Raw genomic sequence first — 17,528 nt, forward strand, 5'->3', positions numbered from 1 at the left:
GAGATTCGATTATAAGCATATAGGAAGAAAATGCAAAACTGTTGCATTTAGCTTTTAATGATCAAATGAACGAGGCCTTAAGTAATTATTGATACCTACAGGCCTCATTTAAATGAGTAGTTAAGGGGTAACGACCATATCAAAAAGCACCGTTGTTGTATTGCTCCCTTTTACTGGAATGGTTCTTAAGTTATGTGGGCTAGAAGCAGTACTGCTGAGTTCAAAAACCAATGAACAGGATTCCCCTGCTTTTAATAACTCACATGTGGAGACTTGCACTACATCACCATTCCAGTCTTCAGGCAGGGTTGCCATGACATTTAATGCATTAATGTTAGAAGAATTTAGAATAGTTACATAACCTCTGTTTGGATTTGTAAACGTCATTGTCACAAGACAGTTGGCCAATGTATTGCGACAGGATATTAATCCGGATTCAGGATTTGATGGAACAATGACGGCTTGTATTGATAGCTTAGCCTGTTCATTCACAATATTGGGTTCCGATGCGTGCAAGGCTCCAAAAGTGAGCGAAGCCAGCATGAGAATGATGACCTGTTTAAATCGAAATAAATTCATAAATCCATCCTTAGTTTTTAATCATAATAATAGAGTTCGGGGTTGGCTTACTGCTGAAATTAAATCAATCTTCTCAAAATTTCTGAGTAAAGAATAGAGTGGGCTGCTTTTAAATTTTGCTACTTCGGTTTCGTACAGGGTTGAAAACACGATTTGAAAGTAAAATCTGGAATGTTGTATGTAATTCTGACATGATAATGTAACGAAAATCTATATAATTTCATGCAGTTTATTAGTGTAACAGTAGTTTCTCAATAAATTCGAGATGACGTTTACTGGGAATTATTGAAAGGTTACTTGAAAATCTCTATTTCCTTTGATTTATATAGTTGTTTCCATCTCATCCAAATTGAATCAATCCAAGTGAGTTTCGAAGAAAGAGATGTTTATGAAGGTGTAATCACCCCGATTAATTGATACAGACATGATTCATCAATGGTATTGAACATTACAGGAGTTTTAACATGCAAAGATATTTAACCTATAAATACGGTCGCTGGTCACTATTGTTCGTGGTATTTGGACTTTTGGGTTGTCAATCACCCAATGTTGCGCCTCAATTAACACCAGAACAGTTGGCCGCTTATCATGTGACTCAGAATCAGGTGAATGAATGGAACGCAAATAATGCAGCTAATACTAATCCGAATGTTATTGCAAGTCTTGCTATTGTTGGTTGTGGACAAGTACCTCTGGCTTAAGGATCTTCTATTTTGGGATTGGGCCGAGCAAAGCATATTTAGAATTAATTTTTATAAGGGAATGTAATGAGAACCAAGATATTTTTGACTGTTCTGATGTTATTCGTATCAACAGCGTATTCCAAAAATCAGGAGGTTGAATCAACGACTGGTGTTAAGACTAAGCAGGAAATAGAACAGTTAATTCAACTCTACTTAAAGCCCAAAGGGGTTTTAAATACCTCTTATGATGAATTTAAATTCTCTTCTTATCAAGGGGCTGCATTCAATCATTATTCAGGTCATAGCAATTTTATATCTGCTGGTGCAGACAATCTGAACTTCTATAATTTCTATTGGGGAATCAATGCATACAACATCACTACCAATACGAATACAACCTCAAGATTGACTAATGATTTAAGTCAAAGTCACGGTTCTATTGAGGATAATGGAGTGTTTTTACATGTGATGAAGCAGGTTGTTTTTCCCGTATTTGTTGATGTATTTGCCAGTTTTGGCAGGGATCGATTCAAGCAAACTAATACAGTGAATGGAGATACGGATAATCCTGTCATTGGCCGAGCTCATTATTACGGTCATGACAGCACAGTTGGGGTGCGAACATTTTTTGGACAGTCTTATAATTCACTGTATTTACAAGGTTATTTAACTTATTTTTACAGCAGTTTTTATCAACCAAATTTTATTTTTGAGTACCCAGTCGATAATGTTTCTGTTCCATCCTTGACTTCAAAAGTAGGTACTTTAATAGAGCATGCACGTTTGTACTATCAAGTGAATGAGCATTTTTCTCCCTTTGTCAGCGGAAGCTTGATTCAGATAACAAGCCGTTCATTCAGCAGACCCATCGTTGATCAAAACCTTGCCGCTGTCTCGGCACTTCCGCAATTGCTTCTGGCTAAAAATGGGTACAATTATGGCGTTGGAGTGGACTATCACTATAAGTCCGTCCGTATAACACCATCGTATGTGCATACAGTACGCGGCAATACCTACTCTGATAATTATGTGGGTGTTAATTTTGAATTAACTGGTTTGGGTTGATTCAGTGATAATGCGAGTTTGATACGATAAATCATATATTAGTTCTACAAGGGTTTGGCTTAAAAATTACGTAGACGCCTATTGGGTATATTGATATTATGCGGTGAAAATTCGAGTTCAGGAATATTAATAATAACAAGGAGTTTTGGTGATTATGTTGCATAAAGTTAAGAAGGCCGGTCTTGTAAGTTTAATAATGGTTAATAGTTCATTATCATTTGCTGGGGTCATGGGTGAAGTCCAGGATGACAGTAAACGCTTTTTTGGCTATGTGGCGCCAATTTACGGATCATTAAGTGATGAAGGTATAAATAGAATGCCATATGCGGAAACGAATACCGGTGGTGCAATAACAGAACATATGATGAATCCTGATTCACGTTGGGGCTATAGTTTAGGTTTGGGTTATCAATTTGGTCCAGAAAAAGGCCATGATGTGGTATTAAGTTATACCAATTTAAAAAATCGAGGTACAGACGCTGCTGTTGTCACCAGTGAAAGCGATGTGTTGGTTAATCGATTGAGCCAGATTGTACAATCTGAATTTGATGTTCGCGATTCTATTGCTTCATCAGGTGGTAAGGATATGGTAGGACCCTCGAGCGCAGTGGTGAACTCATATTATGACTATCAAACTGCTGATTTAATAACGCATCGAAATTTTTTAAGTGGATTTTTGAACTATGTCCATTTTTCTCGTTACTACGGTATTAAAGCATCAGAGTTTAAAAAGGGGTTTTCTGCCCAATATGTTGGAAATTTGGTGTCAATTGCTCCTCCGCTTTTTAATCCAACAATTCAACCAATGACAAACCAAATCGATTATGAAGCGAAATATTTCGGAATTGGTCCTCGTATTGGAATGGGCGCAGCATGGGATTTAAATCGATTTTTTAGCCTTGTTGGCGATGTTTCTGCCTCTTTATTGGGCGGATCCTATAAGACCACCTGGAACGAAGCATTGATTACTACAACAGATGCGTCTATTCCTAAAGTGCCAAGAACTGGTAGATTCAGTTTTACCCAGAATAGCAATAACAGATTATGGTCATCATTAGTTATTGGTTCCAATTTGGCGATTGCAACACATTTTGATTTAAAAAATGGCAGTTCTGTAGGTGTTCAGGGTGGTATTAATACAGAGCAATATTGGACGACTACTGCACCTGATTCAATTCGTAGCAGCAATACCTCTAATAATATTTATTTTAATCAGCGAATAGCAGTTCGTGATGTATTCATTAAACTTAGTTACTTAGCTTAATCATTTTGGGGGCATGATTTGAAATCATTTTTAAATCATGCCAATAGTTTTATGGTATTTTGCTAGTGTTTATCCATAGGATAAACGATATTTTTGAAAGTGTATCAGGGAAGTTCTTTCCCGATGATGCAGTTTTTTTTTAGTATTAAGTTAATGGTGTTGTGGAGGTCGTATCATGCTTGTGAGTCCGTTAGATCATGCCCATGTGCCCAGTTCTATTAACCCATCTTCTAAGGGAATTCACCCTACAGCCTTAATCGCTCCAGGAGCAAAAATTGGTTCTGATGTCACTATTGGTCCTTATTCAATAATTGGTGAACATGTCCGAATTGGCCAAGGAACAACGATTGCTTCTCATGTTACGATTGAAGGTTGGACTCAAATTGGTGAACGGAATTATATTGGTATTGGTTCCATTATAGGCGGCATTCCTCAAGACCTTAAATTTAAAGGTGAAATCAGTAAGGTATTTATTGGCAATGATAATGTTATTAGAGAATATGTTACGATAAACCGTGGAACGGCCGGGGGTGGTGGTGAAACATTTATTGGTAATAGTAATGTTTTTATGACCTATGTTCATGTTGCTCATGATGTTTCCGTTGGAAATAATAATATTTTTTCTAATTCCTCAGGGATTGCAGGTCATGTAGTCATTGAAGATAACGTAACTGTAGGTGCCTTTTCCGTTCTTCATCAATTCATCAAATTAGGGCGAATGTCGATGATAGGAGCACTTAGTTTGATAACTAAAGACGTTACACCATTTGCTTTGGTTTCAGGTAATCCTGCGAAACGATATGGGCTTAATATAGAGCGACTTCGCCGCAGTGGATATAATCCCGAAGCACGAATTGCGATACAACGTGCTTATAAGATACTGTTTCATAAGGGATTTTCTATGAAAAAAGCGATTGAGCAGCTTGAGTGCGAATTTCCTGAAAACCTGGATATTCAATACCTTATCCAATTTCTTCATAATTCAACACGAGGTATCTATCGTTAATTTTACTGATAAGGATTTTTATGATTTCTCATCGATTCTCCATTCCTCGTGGACCCTTCAGTCTATCCGAACTGGCTGAGATTTCAGGATCTGTTTTGTTAAATGAATCCGAAGGTTCATTTATGGTTTCTGATATTACAACGCTTGCCGATGCTCAATCGACTAGCTTGGCGATGTTGCATCAAAAAAAATATGTGAAGGCTTTAAAACACTCGCAAGCTGGGGCGTGTATACTCGCTCCCGAACACAAAGAGCATGCTCCGGAACACATGCATTTATTGCTGCATAAAAATCCCTACAAAGCTTATGCCTTGATTGCTCAGATATTTTATCCCTTTGAACAAATTCAGCGTTTTATTGCACCAACAGCCTATGTTTCATCAAGTGCCGTAATTGGCAATGATTGCCAAATTGAACATGGTGCCTATATTGGCGATAGAGTTCGTATTGGCGCGCGTTGTAAAATTGGGGTTAATTCATACATCGGAGAAGGTGTTATCCTGGGAGATGATTGCCGAATCGAAAGTAATGTCTCCATAAGCAATACCATTATGGGGAATCAAGTCATCGTTTACCCTGGTGCACGCATTGGGCAAGATGGTTTTGGCTTTGCAAGTGATGCAGATGGACATTATAAAATTCCTCATAGAGGTGGGGTGATTATAGGTAATGATGTTGAAATTGGAGCTAATACCTGCATTGACAGGGGATCACTCGATAATACCGTTATTGGTGATTGTTGTCGTTTGGATAATCTGATCCAGATAGGACATAACGTTAAAGTGGGACGAGGTTCGATTATTGTTGCTCAGGTAGGTATTGCGGGTAGTACGGAGTTAGGTGAGTGGGTCACCTTATCGGGTCAGGTTGGTGTAATTGGTCATTTAAATATAGGCAAAAAAGCAACAATTCTGGCAGGAAGCATGGTATTTAAAGATGTCGCACCTGGGGCTAGAATGGGTGGTTTTCCTGCAATGCCCTCACGGGATTGGTTAAGGCAGGTTTATTCATTTAAAAAAGATTCAGGCAGAGGCAACGGCAAGAATCTTTAGAACCGCTAAAGCTGCCTTTTCACTGGCATTTTGGCGCAATTTTTTGTGAATTTCTCTGAATTGCTGGATTAATTGATCCTGTTCTGGTGTTTGGAGTAAATGCAGAACCTGTTGGGCGATGGGGTGTGCAAGTGCTTTTGTTTGAAGATATTCAGGAACCAGCTCGCGATTAGCTAATAAATTGGGCAGAGAAATAAAGGGTATTTTAAGCTGAGGCGCAATAAGAGCATGGGTAAGAGCCCCCCATTTAAATGCTACAACCATTGGTTTCTTCAACAGCATTGCCTCCAGAGTTGTTGTGCCGGATTTTGCTAATACCACATCTGCTGCAGCCATTACTTCTCGAGAACTTTGAGTGGTTATCTGGACATTAACCTTTATACCCGTGTTGTCCAGTTGCTTTTGAAATATATCGCGTAAATTTGAATTGGCTAATGGCACCATAAATTGAACCTGTTGGTTTTGTAAACTGATTTCTTGCATGACATCAAGAAACAATGGCCCCATATATTTTATTTCACCCGCCCTGCTGCCGGGTAATACGGCAATGTGTTTGTCCTGGGAATTTAAGCCTAGTTGAATTTTTTTATGCCTCGTATCCATTTCCATCTCAATCTCATCAGCCAGTGGATGGCCAACAAATTGAGCGGGTACATCAAAACGTTGATAAAACTCTTCTTCAAAAGGAAAAAGGGTGAGAATCATGTCAATCGTTTTTTTAATGTGATAGACCCTCTTTTGCCGCCACGCCCAAACTTTAGGACTGACGTATTGTACGGTCTTTACGCCTCTTGGCTTTAGGTTTTTTGCAAGCCATAAATTGAAATTGGAATAATCGATACCTATAAAAATATCAGGTGGATTGAGTATCCATTGATTGAGTAGTTGTTGCCTTATTCTATAAAGCTCTGGATAACGCTTGAGCACATCTCCTATCCCCATAACGGACAAGCGTTCCATATTGACGAAGGATTGCATTCCTTCCTTAATCATTTGCGTGCCCCCTATACCCTCAAATACTAATGGCACGTCATGTTTTTTTAATTCCCGGATTAAACCGGCTCCGAGCAGATCTCCTGATGGCTCTCCAGCTATTATTGCAATTCGTAAAGGACGCTTTAAACTCACTTTTATCCTGGATTTATTGAATGGTTCAATGCGAGGGATGTTAGCTCAAATGCAAGTCAATGACCAAGTACTATTTTACTTTGGAATTCACTGCTTGTAGACTGCCTTCCTAGCCAGATTTTTTTCACTTAATCAATGAACTGGCCAGTCTGGATGCATAATAGGATAAAATATTCTATGGTCAAATTAACTCGTGATTTGAAGACACTTCCCGTGACATTGATGGGCTGGATAGTCTATTTACTTATTCCATTCAAAAAGAGCATTGCCCAAAAAAATATAGAGCGAGTTTTTGAACACTCAATTAGTTCTCAAGAAAAAAAACGCCTGGTCATCGCTTATTATTCGCATCTGATGACCAGTATAAAGGAATTGATTTTATATGCTTTCGTCAGTAAAAAACGTTTGGAGCAGCGAATAACAATAATAGGTATGGAGCATTTATATAACGCAATGAACCAAGGTAAAGGGGTGCTTGTACTCACCGGGCACTTTGGAAGTTGGGAATTTTCTCCTTTGTTTTTTCTGGATAAAGTTGAGGGTAATAAAGACCTATTTTATTGCATCAGAAAGTCATTGCGGTTTGCATTTTTGGATAGTATTTTTTTACGTCGTTATGAAGCGGTTGGTTTTAAGCTTATTAATAAAAAAAATGCCATTAGGGAAGTGTGTAAAGTATTACAGAAGGGAGGGGTCGTATTTGTTCCATTCGATCTACGACCATCTTATAAAGACAATAATAAACTACTGACGAACTTTTTAGGTCAAAATACAAGTACTTATACTAGTCTGGCATACCTGGCAGAGCGTTATAATTCTCCCGTATTATCAGCAAGCTACTACCGTATTAATAAAAAACAGCATGTGAATCAATTTCATCCTGAAATTCAAAGACATACGAGTGTAGATAAGCAGGATGCGCTCCTGAAAAATACTCAAAATTACAATAAACGGCTTGAAGAAATGGTACTAGAACATCCTGAGCAATGGCTTTGGTCTTATAAGCGTTGGTAATTTTTAAGGCATGGTAATGACTGACAACACTTTTTCCAATCTTCGTATTACTATCTGGGGGCGATTAATGCATCGAGTGTTCCCTTTGAGAAAAAACATCATTATCAACAACATAGATCGGGTTTTTAAAGATAAAGCTACTTCATTTGAAAAGACCAGATTGCTTAAAGCGTTCTATTCTCATCTGGCTATAGTCCTTAAGGATATCCTGCTTGTGGGATGGCTGAGTACGGACAGTATGAAACGTAGAGTGGAAGTTCGTGGCATGGAGCATTTCTTAAAGGCAGTGAACCAGAATAAAGGGGTGTTAATATTATCCGGTCATCTGGGCAGCTGGGAGTTGGCTGTGCCCTCAGGTATTCATCATTTAGATACATTGATTGATAAAATACATATTATTAGACGCCCTATTCGTAAGAAATGGTTAGAGCATTTGATATTTCAACGCTTCCAAAGATGGAACATTAAATTGATCAGTAGCATTAACGCCCCAAAAATGGTCAGTCGCGCACTTAAAAATAAGGAGATCGTACTCTATTTATTCGATCAGCATACCAGTATAGAAAAAAATTCTGGTTTAGCGGTTGATTTTTTTAATGTCAAAGCAGGGACTTATCGCAGCCTGGCTGTTTTTGCATCTAAATACGACAGTCCTGTAGTGCCTTTATCCTGCTATCGAGTAGGAAAAGGGAAACATGTCATTGAGTTTTTCCCTGCGCTTGAATGGCAGGAACATCCAGACAACGCTCAGGCCATATATAATAATACAGTGATTTACAATCAAATCCTGGAACAAATGATATTGGCTCATCCTGAACAATGGTGGTGGGTGCACCGCAGATGGAAATTATAAATAATTAGTTTAATAGATCTCGCTAACAATAATGAGTTCAAAGAAATTATCAATTCAGTACTATAATCATTTCATAATCAATCTATAGATTGGTTGTGTTAACAAATCCTATTTCGAGGTTCCCCGACTAGTTCGCGGGGCGTTGTAAATAAATTGATGAATTGTTAACACACCTGAGTATATCTGTAATTTCAAGTTAATATAATTTAAGGCCATTCAATGTCTAAGACGATACAGGGATTGATTGTTTGGTTTATTTCTACATTATTTGTTATCTATGCCTTTTGCCTTAATACGGCGGGTGCCGTATTTTCGGAGTCGATCAAGTCAGCACTGCATCTCTCAGATATGGGCGTTTCGTTTGCTGCCGGATCGTTTATTCTTGGATTTGCCTGCATGCAAATTCCAGCGGGTTATCTTCTTGATCGCTATAATGCTCGATTTATAGTGAGCAGTGCTTTATTTTTGGTTGCTTCAGGAAACGTAGCCATTTCATTTTCTACTAATATCTATACTTATTGTCTGGCTAATCTTATTCAAGGCATGGGGGCATCTTTTGATTTCATCGCCGCGAGTATTCTTGTGGCTCAGTGGTTTCCCCGCAATATGTTTCCTATTTTAACCGGTCTGATTGAAACCTTGGCCTTTATTGCCAGTGGCCTGATTCATTATTTTTTAATGATTAAATTACAGACGTACTCCTGGAATCAAATTTATCAATATTTTTCAATTTATGGATATTGTTTGTTTGCTTTGGCACTGTTTTGGGTAAAAACTCCGGAGGATTTTCAATTCGCGAGCAAGATTTCTTTAAAAGGTTCATTAACTATCGTCTGTAAAAATGGACAAATCTGGTTATGTGCTTTTTCTGCTGCAACCTCTTTTGGCATTTTGTTGGCATATGGTGGTCTTTGGTATTTGCCTATTCAGGAATATTATTCAGTAAACAGCAGTACAGCAGTTTTAATTGGTGGAATGGTCTTTTTTGGAGTTGGGGTGGGTACTCCTTTGCTGGGTTGGATCTCCAATCGTATTAAATCAAGAAAACTGGTTCTGCATCTTACTTTGGTAATGGGTACTATGGGTTTGCTGATGGCGGTATATCTACCTCATTATAGGATTAATAATTATTATATAATTGAAGCGGTATCCTTTTTTACCGGTTTTATGCTTTCAGGATCCATGTTGATTTATACCATGGTGAGCGAAATGTCTTCGAACAGTACTCGTGGTATTGCCATCAGTATTACTAATTCCTCAGTATTTTTATTTAATACACTATTATTATTTGTTCCGTATTTCTTTATAACCAAAGAATCGCCTCATTTTTATACCTTTTTATGGGTATTACCGTTTTGTGCCATTGTTTCTATTATGTTGTCTTACTTTATTAAAGAGACTTATCGTGCGGATTAAATGATTAAAGTGCTGCGGTAAGAAAGTTGTTGCTTAGTGTGGTTAATTATTGATTTTTAAACTATATTAATTGCGGAAGTACAAATTATTTCAGTTTCAATTTATTAACTTATGCAGGAAGCTAATTATGAACAATATAAAATTTTTGAAGTGGGGATGTGCTGTTGCTTTAATTTTAGGTTTGTCAGGTTGCTATATGGATGGACAAAGCGCTCAAGAGTCAACTTATTCAACTGCAAACTCAACCCCCAGCAATCAATCTGCTACAGGTGCGCCACAAGCCAAACAAAAAACTTATGCATCTAAAGAGCCTACCCAAAAAGCCACTCCAGGCCCTAAACAAACTGCCGCACCACAATTGCCTGTCATTCAGTAATTAAGTCATTTTCATCAGATTCCCTCTTATTTTCAATAAGATAAGAGGGAATATCTTAATCCAATCGCTCACTGGAAATATTTGAATTATGAACTAGTATTTATCATGAGAACTGTTCTTTATTTAGTTAATCAATTCAAATTCTAGTCGCAAGTGTTGGCTTTATTGGGCTTGTATTGATTACTCATACACAGGGAGTAGTTAAGATGATTAATTATAAATCATTTAAGTGGAGTTATGGCCTGGTCACGGTGTTGGTCTTTGGTTTATCAAGTTGTGCTAATAAACCAGTAGCAACCCAAACCGAATCTGCTAACTTAAAAGTACAAAAACTAAATACTGCCAATCAAGTGAATATTGAATCCGGTATTGCTAAAAATCCTGTACTGATCAGCTCTCCGGAAACATCGAGCAGTCCAACGCCTACACCTGCTCCAGTTGAATCAATGTCTCCAGATTCAGGTCTTTCTGACGTAAATCCAGATGTTGAATAGAGTTAAATAGATTCTTTGATTTTTTTTACGAAATCTCTTGTGCTTATAAGGAATATGGCGGGTTTAATTGGAGATAAGTATTTAATCCCGGCTGATAACAGCCAGGATTAATTATGCGATGAAAGAGGGAAGAACCTATTGCGGTGCGATCATTTCTTCTGGTTTTACATATTCGGCGAACTGTTCGGCAGTCAAATAACCCAGTTTCACAGCAGCTTCTTGTAAGGATGAGTTATCATGATGAGCTGTTTTAGCTATTTTGGCTGCTTTATCATAACCTATATGTTGATTCAGAGCTGTTACCAGCATCAAGGAATGATGTAAATAATAGTCGATTACGGGTTGATTGGCTTCTATTCCTTCTGCGCAAAATTCCTGAAATGAATGACAGGTATCGGCCAACAGGTTTAATGAATGCAACACATTAAATATGATGACGGGCTTGAATACGTTCAGCTCGAAATTGCCCTGACTGTCTGCAATTCCTACGGCAGTATCATTTCCTAAAACCTGAGCACATATCATGGTCATTGCTTCACATTGCGTTGGATTTACTTTTCCAGGCATGATGGATGAACCGGGTTCATTTTCCGGAATGGTTATTTCTCCAATGCCACAGCGAGGTCCTGAAGCCAGCCAACGAATGTCATTGGCAATTTTCATTAAAGCGCAGGCCAGAGTTTTCATGGCACTGTGTGCAAACACCAACGGCTCGTGTGAGGCTAAGGCAGCAAATTTATTAGGTGCTGTCACGAACGGTAACTGGGTGATGCTGGCGATGTGTGCCGCAACTTTGACCGCGAATTGAGGATGAGTGTTTAAACCTGTTCCAACTGCTGTGCCCCCTGCCGCCAATTCATAGAGTTCGGGTAAAACTTCTTCTATTCTGTGGATGCAGGCATCCAGCTGGGCAACATAGCCAGAAAACTCCTGACCTAGAGTAATCGGAACTGCATCTTGTAAATGAGTTCTGCCGATTTTTACTATATCCTTAAAGGCCGCCATTTTAACAGCGAATGCATCCCTTAAGTTTCGAACTGCAGGCAGTAATTTTTTATTTATCGCAATAGCTGCGGCAATATGCATGGCGGTCGGGAAGGTATCATTTGAGGATTGAGACATATTCACATGATCATTGGGATGTATGGGGGTTTTACTGCCCATTATTCCACCTGCCAGTTCAATGGCCCGGTTGGATATGACTTCATTGGCATTCATATTGGATTGAGTGCCGCTTCCTGTTTGCCAGACATGCAAAGGAAAATGATCGTCCAGCATCCCTTGACTTACTTCATCAGCTGCTTTAACAATTAAATCCGCTTTGTCCTTCGGTAATTTACCTAAGTCCTGATTAGTCAGCGCCGCTGCTTTTTTTAAGATACCAAAAGCATGGGTTACTTCACGAGGCATAATGTCTTTGCCAATGTTGAAATGATGTAAGGAACGTTCAGTCTGGGCGCCCCAGTATTTATCGGCGGGTACTTCAATTTCACCCATACTGTCTGATTCAATACGCGTTTTGTTCATCATAGTTTATTCCTTGGATAAGATAATTGCGTGCGAAATAAAATAATAATTCTAGCATAGCAGACGTTATTAAGTAATTTTTGTTATAGTGTCCGCTCATGATTTTTGGTGAATAAACCGTGAGAGAAATTCGTATATACCAACCTGGTGATTATCAAATTGGACAACTGGTGGAGTTATCACCCGAAGCGGGCCAACATGTGGCTGTGGTCTTGCGCATGCAAGCAGGTGACCCGTTGACGCTGTTTTGTGGGGACAATCGTGAATTTTCAGCGGTCATTGAGCACGTTAAAAAAAAACAGGTTAAGGTTTTGATTACGTCGATTAATGAAAAAAATCGTGAATCACCATTAAGAATCCATCTGGCCCAGGCCATCTCTAAGGGTGATCGTATGGAGCTGGTGATGCAAAAATCTGTTGAATTAGGGGTGGCATCAATAACTCCTTTAATCACGGAACGATGTGCGGTAAAGCTTGATAAAGAGAGAATGGCGAAAAAACTGCATCAGTGGCAAAGTATAGTCATTGCTGCATGTGAACAGTCCGGTCGCAATGTGATTCCAACTGTACATCCCCCTGTTCCATTAGAAGACTATTTGGGTTTTGTGCACCCCTCATTTAAATTTATTTTACATCCGGAAGGTAATAAAACATGGCGGGATTACGTAATAAACCAATCAGATATTACACTGATCATCGGACCTGAGGGTGGATTGACTGATGAAGAAATTAAATTGGCTTGTAAATCGGATTATTTACCCTTATCTTTGGGGCCAAGAATTTTACGTACAGAAACAGCGGCCATTACCGCATTAAGTGTGTTGCAAGCGGTTGGCGGTGATCTATAATTATAGTTTGAATTATAAATAGTTGAGGAATACTCATGAGTGATAATATTAAAGCTGTGACAGACGCAAGTTTCGATCAGGATGTAATTAATTCCAGTAAACCGGTTTTGGTTGATTTTTGGGCGGAATGGTGTGGTCCATGTCGAGCTCTGACACCTATTCTAGAAGAAGTAGCTGCAACCCACAGTAACGATGTTAACTTTGTAAAAATTAATATCGATGAAAATCCTCAAGCGCCTTCAAAATTTGGTGTTATGAGTATTCCTACTTTGATTTTATTCAAAAACGGTCAGGTTGTAGCCGTTAAAATGGGTTTGTTATCTAAATCCCAATTAAGTGCATTTGTTGAAAGTCACATCTAATTTTATTTGAGTGATGGTTGAGACTGAGCGGAAGCAATGCACAACTATCACTCATATAGAGTATTGATTAAATTCCTGGTTTGCATTACAAAGATTTTCTTTTAATTTTAGTATAAAAAAGTTGGATCTTGTTTGAAAGCTGTGATAGCCTGTTAGCAATATGTGACATACTATAAAGCAAGTATGCTGCATAGGCAGTCGAATCCTTAGCTGCTATTCCCTAACAAAAATTTTCTCGGATATTCAATTCGTTTAAACAATAAATCAAGTGAGAAGTATGAATCTTAGTGAACTTAAGCAATTAGCTATTGCTGACCTCGTTAATATCGCCCAGGAGATGGGGGTTGAAAACACCTCCCGTTTGCGCAAACAAGACATTATTTTTGCTATTCTTAAGGCCCATGCTTTAAAAGGCGAAGACATCCATGGTGATGGTGTTCTAGAAGTTTTGACTGATGGTTTTGGTTTCTTGCGATCCGCGGATGGCTCTTATTTAGCCGGGCCAGATGACATTTATGTCTCACCGAGTCAAATCAGACGTTTTGGTCTTCGGTCTGGTGATACCATTTCTGGTAAAATTCGTCCACCTAAAGACAGTGAGCGTTATTTCGCTTTATTAAAAGTTGATCAGATTAATTACGACACTCCAGACAGTGCAAAACGTAAAATATTATTTGAAAACTTAACTCCTTTATTTGCAACGAAACGATTGGTGATGGAACAAGGTAATGGCAGTACCGAAGATTTAACAGCCAGAGTTGTTGATCTGTGCGCACCGTTTGGTCGTGGTCAGCGAGGTCTGATTGTTTCTCCGCCAAAAGCGGGTAAGACACTGATGCTGCAAAATATTGCTCGTTCTATAGAAAAGAATTATCCGGAATGTTACCTCATTGTATTGCTTATCGATGAGCGTCCTGAAGAAGTTACCGAAATGCAACGCTCTGTGAAGGGTGAAGTGGTTGCCAGTACCTTTGATGAGCCGGCAAACCGACACGTTCAAGTGGCCGAAATGGTTATTGAAAAAGCGAAACGGTTGGTTGAACATAAACGAGATGTCGTTATTCTTCTTGACTCCATTACTCGTCTGGCACGAGCTTATAATACTGTTGTTCCTTCATCAGGCAAGGTATTAACTGGTGGTGTTGATGCGAATGCATTACAACGTCCCAAACGTTTATATGGCGCTGCACGAAATATTGAAGAAGGTGGTAGTTTGACCATTATTGCTACGGCATTGGTAGATACCGGTTCAAAAATGGACGAAGTGATTTATGAGGAGTTCAAGGGTACCGGTAATATGGAGATCCATTTGAGCCGTAATATTGCTGAGCGTCGTGTATTCCCAGCAATTAACATTAACCGTTCTGGAACGCGTCGTGAAGATTTGTTGTTAAGTCCAGAAGACTTACAGCGCACCTGGATATTACGTAAAATCCTGCAGTCTATGGATGAGTGTGATGCCATTGAATTCCTGTTGGAGCGTATGAAAAATCATAAAACGAATGCTGAGTTTTTTGATGCAATGAAGAGACAAGAGTAATTAATAGTACTGTCAGTGCACGCAAGAACTCGGCGTTGGTGATAAGTTCACTGCCATACGCGCCGGGTTCCTACCTAGTGTATACATTACGCAGTAGTGTATAGGAACAAAATAGTGTAATCCTTTTGAGTTAAATCACTAATGAACTACTCTGATCTAAGAGACTTTATCGCACAACTCGAATCACGTGACCTATTAAAGCGAATTGAGTATCCGGTATCGCCTTATCTTGAAATGACTGCCATCAGTGATAGAGTGCTGCGTTCTGGTGGTCCTGCTCTGCTCTTTACTAATACTCCTGATCATCGAATGCCGGTTTTGACCAACCTGTTTGGTACGGTCGACCGTGTTGCAATGGGCATGGGTGAGGAATCGATCACCGCATTAAGGGATGTTGGTAAATTATTAGCGGCGTTAAAAGAACCGGAGCCTCCCAAAGGAATTAAAGATCTGTTCAGTAAGTTGGCTTTGTTAAAACCTGCCATGACTTTGGCTCCCAAATATGTGAGCGGTGCTGAATGTCAGACTCATGTGTGGGAAAAGGATGAAGTGGATTTAACCATGCTGCCCATACAAACCTGCTGGTCTGGTGATGTTGCGCCTTTAATTACCTGGGGAATGGTCACTACAAAAGGTCCGAATCAAACCCGTGAAAATATGGGAATATATCGTCAACAATTGTTGAGTAAAAATAAATTAATCATGCGCTGGCTTTCTCATCGAGGAGGCGCATTGGACTATCAGGCCTGGCAGAAATCCAATCCAGGAGAGCGTTTTCCAGTTGCCGTGACTCTGGGGGCTGATCCTGCGACTATTCTGGCGGCTGTAACACCTGTTCCAGATTCTCTTTCTGAATATGCTTTTGCGGGTTTGTTGCGAGGTCAGCGCACTCGATTGACACGGTGTATTGGTAATGAACTCCATGTTCCTGCCAGCGCGGAAATAATCTTGGAAGGTTATATTGAACCCGGTGTAGAAGCGCCAGAAGGACCCTATGGAGATCACACGGGTTATTTTAATGAAGTACAATCTTTCCCGGTTTTTACCGTAGAGCGGATTACTCATCGAGATAAACCTATTTATCTGAGTACTTATACTGGCAGACCACCCGATGAACCCGCAATATTAGGTGTTGCGTTAAATGAATTGTTTATTCCGTTATTACAAAAACAGTTCCCTGAAATAGTCGATTTTTATTTACCGCCCGAAGGCTGTTCTTATCGTTTAGCAGTTGTCACAATTAAAAAAGAATACCCCGGCCATGCCAAGAGGGTTATGATGGCTGTCTGGTCTTTTTTACGGCAATTCATGTACACCAAGTTTGTCATTGTATGTGATGATGATGTGGATGCCAGAAATTGGCAGGATGTGATTTGGGCCATTACTACACGAATGGATCCGGCTCGTGATACAGTAATGATTGAGAATACGCCTATAGATTATCTGGACTTTGCTTCCCCTGTTTCTGGTTTGGGATCAAAAATGGGAATGGATGCAACCAGTAAATGGGCTGGAGAAACACAAAGAGAATGGGGAAGGCCAATACAAATGGATGAGGAAATTTTAAAAAAGGTGAATGGATATTGGTCTTCACTGGGATTAGATTAATGAATGAAAAAATAGTTCAGGCTCAGGTTGAAACCATTTCTCCATTGACAGACAGCATCATGCAGTTGGTTTTGAACCCTGCTGAATATGTTTCATATCAGGCCGGCCAATACCTGCAGATTCTTTTTAGTGATGAGGAGTTGAGTTATTCCATTGCTAATGCCCCTTTAGGTTCACATAAATATGAATTACATATTCGTCATAGTTTGGAAAATCCTTACAATCAACGACTGTTCTCCCATATAAAAGAGCATGGAGAGGTCACTATCCGCCTGCCTTATGGTAACTGCAGCATAAATGATTTAGATAGTGATAGACCCATTTTATTTATAGCCGGCGGTACAGGTTTTGCACCGGTTAAAGCAATGATTGAACAACTATTAGCGACTACAGATGCTCGATTCTTTGAGTTAATTTGGGGGGCTCGATCACGAAGCGATTTGTATATGGATGAGAAGGTCACTCATTGGCAAAATCATGCCAGTCGATTCAAGTATTTTTCATTATTATCTGATGAAAGCAACGAGACGCTTGCTTCCTGTGCGCTGACCCGCCATGCAAATGATCTGAATGATTGGCAAATAGTACTGAGCGGTCCTTTTGACATGGTCTACAGTACACGAGATGTTTTAGTAAGCTATGGTGTATCGCCTGCTCACCTGTTTTCAGATGCCTTTGCTTTTGAATCCAGGTAAAGCAATTTAAAGATAATC

General features: G+C 39.3%; 18 protein-coding genes. 15 read left to right on the top strand and 3 right to left on the bottom strand.

The annotated features are described in order from the left end of the window. Window positions 1–120: 120 nt before the first annotated feature. Window positions 121–579: a hypothetical protein gene (locus IZU94_RS16980; protein ID WP_203113543.1), complete on the bottom strand. Its 459-nt coding sequence runs from the start codon at window positions 577–579 to the stop codon at window positions 121–123. A gap of 464 nt (window positions 580–1,043) precedes the next feature. Here IZU94_RS16980 and IZU94_RS16985 point away from each other — a divergent pair, with 464 nt between their 5' ends. The 5 genes from IZU94_RS16985 to lpxD all read left to right on the top strand — a co-directional run bounded on the left by IZU94_RS16985 (window position 1,044) and on the right by lpxD (window position 5,649). Next, a complete protein-coding gene (locus tag IZU94_RS16985; protein WP_203113544.1) occupies window positions 1,044–1,280 on the top strand; it encodes a hypothetical protein in 237 nt (78 codons plus the stop codon). A 66-nt stretch (window positions 1,281–1,346) separates the two neighbouring features. Beyond that, a complete protein-coding gene (locus tag IZU94_RS16990) occupies window positions 1,347–2,327 on the top strand; it encodes a hypothetical protein (protein WP_203113546.1) in 981 nt (326 codons plus the stop codon). A 154-nt stretch (window positions 2,328–2,481) separates the two neighbouring features. Then, on the top strand, window positions 2,482–3,591 hold the full coding sequence (locus tag IZU94_RS16995) for an Lpg1974 family pore-forming outer membrane protein (RefSeq protein WP_238400564.1): 1,110 nt from the start codon (window positions 2,482–2,484) through the stop codon (window positions 3,589–3,591). A gap of 175 nt (window positions 3,592–3,766) precedes the next feature. After that, entirely contained in the window at window positions 3,767–4,597 is an 831-nt protein-coding gene (gene lpxA, locus IZU94_RS17000; protein ID WP_203113548.1) for an acyl-ACP--UDP-N-acetylglucosamine O-acyltransferase, read from the top strand. Between the two features lie 20 nt (window positions 4,598–4,617). Then, window positions 4,618–5,649 carry a UDP-3-O-(3-hydroxymyristoyl)glucosamine N-acyltransferase gene (lpxD, locus tag IZU94_RS17005; RefSeq protein ID WP_203113550.1) on the top strand — a complete coding sequence of 344 codons (1,032 nt, stop codon included), beginning with the start codon at window positions 4,618–4,620 and terminating at the stop codon, window positions 5,647–5,649. Here the strand turns inward: lpxD and lpxB are convergent. Continuing rightward, window positions 5,620–6,777 carry a lipid-A-disaccharide synthase gene (gene lpxB, locus IZU94_RS17010; RefSeq protein ID WP_203113554.1) on the bottom strand — a complete coding sequence of 386 codons (1,158 nt, stop codon included), beginning with the start codon at window positions 6,775–6,777 and terminating at the stop codon, window positions 5,620–5,622. The two genes, lpxD and lpxB, sit on opposite strands and share 30 nt — an antisense overlap. 153 nt (window positions 6,778–6,930) lie before the next feature. Between lpxB and IZU94_RS17015 the strand changes: the two genes are divergently transcribed. From IZU94_RS17015 to IZU94_RS17035, 5 genes are all read left to right on the top strand, one after another. Continuing rightward, on the top strand, window positions 6,931–7,791 hold the full coding sequence (locus IZU94_RS17015; protein ID WP_203113558.1) for a lysophospholipid acyltransferase family protein: 861 nt from the start codon (window positions 6,931–6,933) through the stop codon (window positions 7,789–7,791). Between the two features lie 16 nt (window positions 7,792–7,807). Further along, window positions 7,808–8,644 (top strand): lysophospholipid acyltransferase family protein, encoded by an 837-nt coding sequence (locus tag IZU94_RS17020; RefSeq protein ID WP_203113561.1) that lies wholly within the window; start codon window positions 7,808–7,810, stop codon window positions 8,642–8,644. A gap of 219 nt (window positions 8,645–8,863) precedes the next feature. Next, window positions 8,864–10,060, top strand: a complete 1,197-nt coding sequence (locus IZU94_RS17025) for an MFS transporter (protein WP_203113564.1) — start codon at window positions 8,864–8,866, stop codon at window positions 10,058–10,060. 127 nt (window positions 10,061–10,187) lie between these two features. Then, on the top strand, window positions 10,188–10,436 hold the full coding sequence (locus IZU94_RS17030) for a hypothetical protein (protein ID WP_203113567.1): 249 nt from the start codon (window positions 10,188–10,190) through the stop codon (window positions 10,434–10,436). Between the two features lie 206 nt (window positions 10,437–10,642). Beyond that, the gene (locus IZU94_RS17035) at window positions 10,643–10,930 is read left to right on the top strand and encodes a hypothetical protein (protein ID WP_203113570.1); all 288 of its coding nucleotides are present in this window, start codon (window positions 10,643–10,645) and stop codon (window positions 10,928–10,930) included. 135 nt (window positions 10,931–11,065) lie between these two features. Here the strand turns inward: IZU94_RS17035 and fumC are convergent, their stop codons facing one another. Further along, entirely contained in the window at window positions 11,066–12,457 is a 1,392-nt protein-coding gene (fumC, locus tag IZU94_RS17040; RefSeq protein ID WP_203113833.1) for a class II fumarate hydratase, read from the bottom strand. Window positions 12,458–12,576: 119 nt separating this feature from the next. Between fumC and IZU94_RS17045 the strand changes: the two genes are divergently transcribed. The 5 genes from IZU94_RS17045 to IZU94_RS17065 all read left to right on the top strand — a co-directional run bounded on the left by IZU94_RS17045 (window position 12,577) and on the right by IZU94_RS17065 (window position 17,510). Continuing rightward, the gene (locus IZU94_RS17045) at window positions 12,577–13,305 is read left to right on the top strand and encodes a 16S rRNA (uracil(1498)-N(3))-methyltransferase (protein WP_203113573.1); all 729 of its coding nucleotides are present in this window, start codon (window positions 12,577–12,579) and stop codon (window positions 13,303–13,305) included. Window positions 13,306–13,340: 35 nt separating this feature from the next. Then, on the top strand, window positions 13,341–13,667 hold the full coding sequence (gene trxA / locus IZU94_RS17050) for a thioredoxin (protein ID WP_203113576.1): 327 nt from the start codon (window positions 13,341–13,343) through the stop codon (window positions 13,665–13,667). 277 nt (window positions 13,668–13,944) lie between these two features. Continuing rightward, window positions 13,945–15,207 (top strand): transcription termination factor Rho, encoded by a 1,263-nt coding sequence (gene rho, locus IZU94_RS17055; protein ID WP_203113579.1) that lies wholly within the window; start codon window positions 13,945–13,947, stop codon window positions 15,205–15,207. A gap of 141 nt (window positions 15,208–15,348) precedes the next feature. Next, window positions 15,349–16,815, top strand: a complete 1,467-nt coding sequence (ubiD, locus tag IZU94_RS17060; RefSeq protein WP_203113582.1) for a 4-hydroxy-3-polyprenylbenzoate decarboxylase — start codon at window positions 15,349–15,351, stop codon at window positions 16,813–16,815. Next, window positions 16,815–17,510: an NAD(P)H-flavin reductase gene (locus IZU94_RS17065; RefSeq protein WP_203113585.1), complete on the top strand. Its 696-nt coding sequence runs from the start codon at window positions 16,815–16,817 to the stop codon at window positions 17,508–17,510. The genes ubiD and IZU94_RS17065 overlap by 1 nt, the downstream gene beginning before the upstream one ends. The last annotated feature ends 18 nt before the right edge of the window (window positions 17,511–17,528 follow it).

The sequence above is a fragment of the Legionella bononiensis genome (assembly GCF_016786215.1).
Lineage (GTDB): Bacteria > Pseudomonadota > Gammaproteobacteria > Legionellales > Legionellaceae > Legionella > Legionella bononiensis.

Bases quoted from the DNA above. Each gene is read 5' to 3' on its own strand.
- IZU94_RS16980 (WP_203113543.1), bottom strand. From the start codon at position 579: ATGAATTTATTTCGATTTAAACAGGTCATCATTCTCATGCTGGCTTCG.
- IZU94_RS16985 (WP_203113544.1), top strand. From the start codon at position 1,044: ATGCAAAGATATTTAACCTATAAATACGGTCGCTGGTCACTATTGTTC.
- IZU94_RS16990 (WP_203113546.1), top strand. From the start codon at position 1,347: ATGAGAACCAAGATATTTTTGACTGTTCTGATGTTATTCGTATCAACA.
- IZU94_RS16995 (WP_238400564.1), top strand. From the start codon at position 2,482: ATGTTGCATAAAGTTAAGAAGGCCGGTCTTGTAAGTTTAATAATGGTT.
- lpxA (WP_203113548.1), top strand. From the start codon at position 3,767: ATGCTTGTGAGTCCGTTAGATCATGCCCATGTGCCCAGTTCTATTAAC.
- lpxD (WP_203113550.1), top strand. From the start codon at position 4,618: ATGATTTCTCATCGATTCTCCATTCCTCGTGGACCCTTCAGTCTATCC.
- IZU94_RS17015 (WP_203113558.1), top strand. From the start codon at position 6,931: ATGCATAATAGGATAAAATATTCTATGGTCAAATTAACTCGTGATTTG.
- IZU94_RS17020 (WP_203113561.1), top strand. From the start codon at position 7,808: ATGACTGACAACACTTTTTCCAATCTTCGTATTACTATCTGGGGGCGA.
- IZU94_RS17025 (WP_203113564.1), top strand. From the start codon at position 8,864: ATGTCTAAGACGATACAGGGATTGATTGTTTGGTTTATTTCTACATTA.
- IZU94_RS17030 (WP_203113567.1), top strand. From the start codon at position 10,188: ATGAACAATATAAAATTTTTGAAGTGGGGATGTGCTGTTGCTTTAATT.
- IZU94_RS17035 (WP_203113570.1), top strand. From the start codon at position 10,643: ATGATTAATTATAAATCATTTAAGTGGAGTTATGGCCTGGTCACGGTG.
- fumC (WP_203113833.1), bottom strand. From the start codon at position 12,457: ATGAACAAAACGCGTATTGAATCAGACAGTATGGGTGAAATTGAAGTA.
- trxA (WP_203113576.1), top strand. From the start codon at position 13,341: ATGAGTGATAATATTAAAGCTGTGACAGACGCAAGTTTCGATCAGGAT.
- rho (WP_203113579.1), top strand. From the start codon at position 13,945: ATGAATCTTAGTGAACTTAAGCAATTAGCTATTGCTGACCTCGTTAAT.
- ubiD (WP_203113582.1), top strand. From the start codon at position 15,349: ATGAACTACTCTGATCTAAGAGACTTTATCGCACAACTCGAATCACGT.
- IZU94_RS17065 (WP_203113585.1), top strand. From the start codon at position 16,815: ATGAATGAAAAAATAGTTCAGGCTCAGGTTGAAACCATTTCTCCATTG.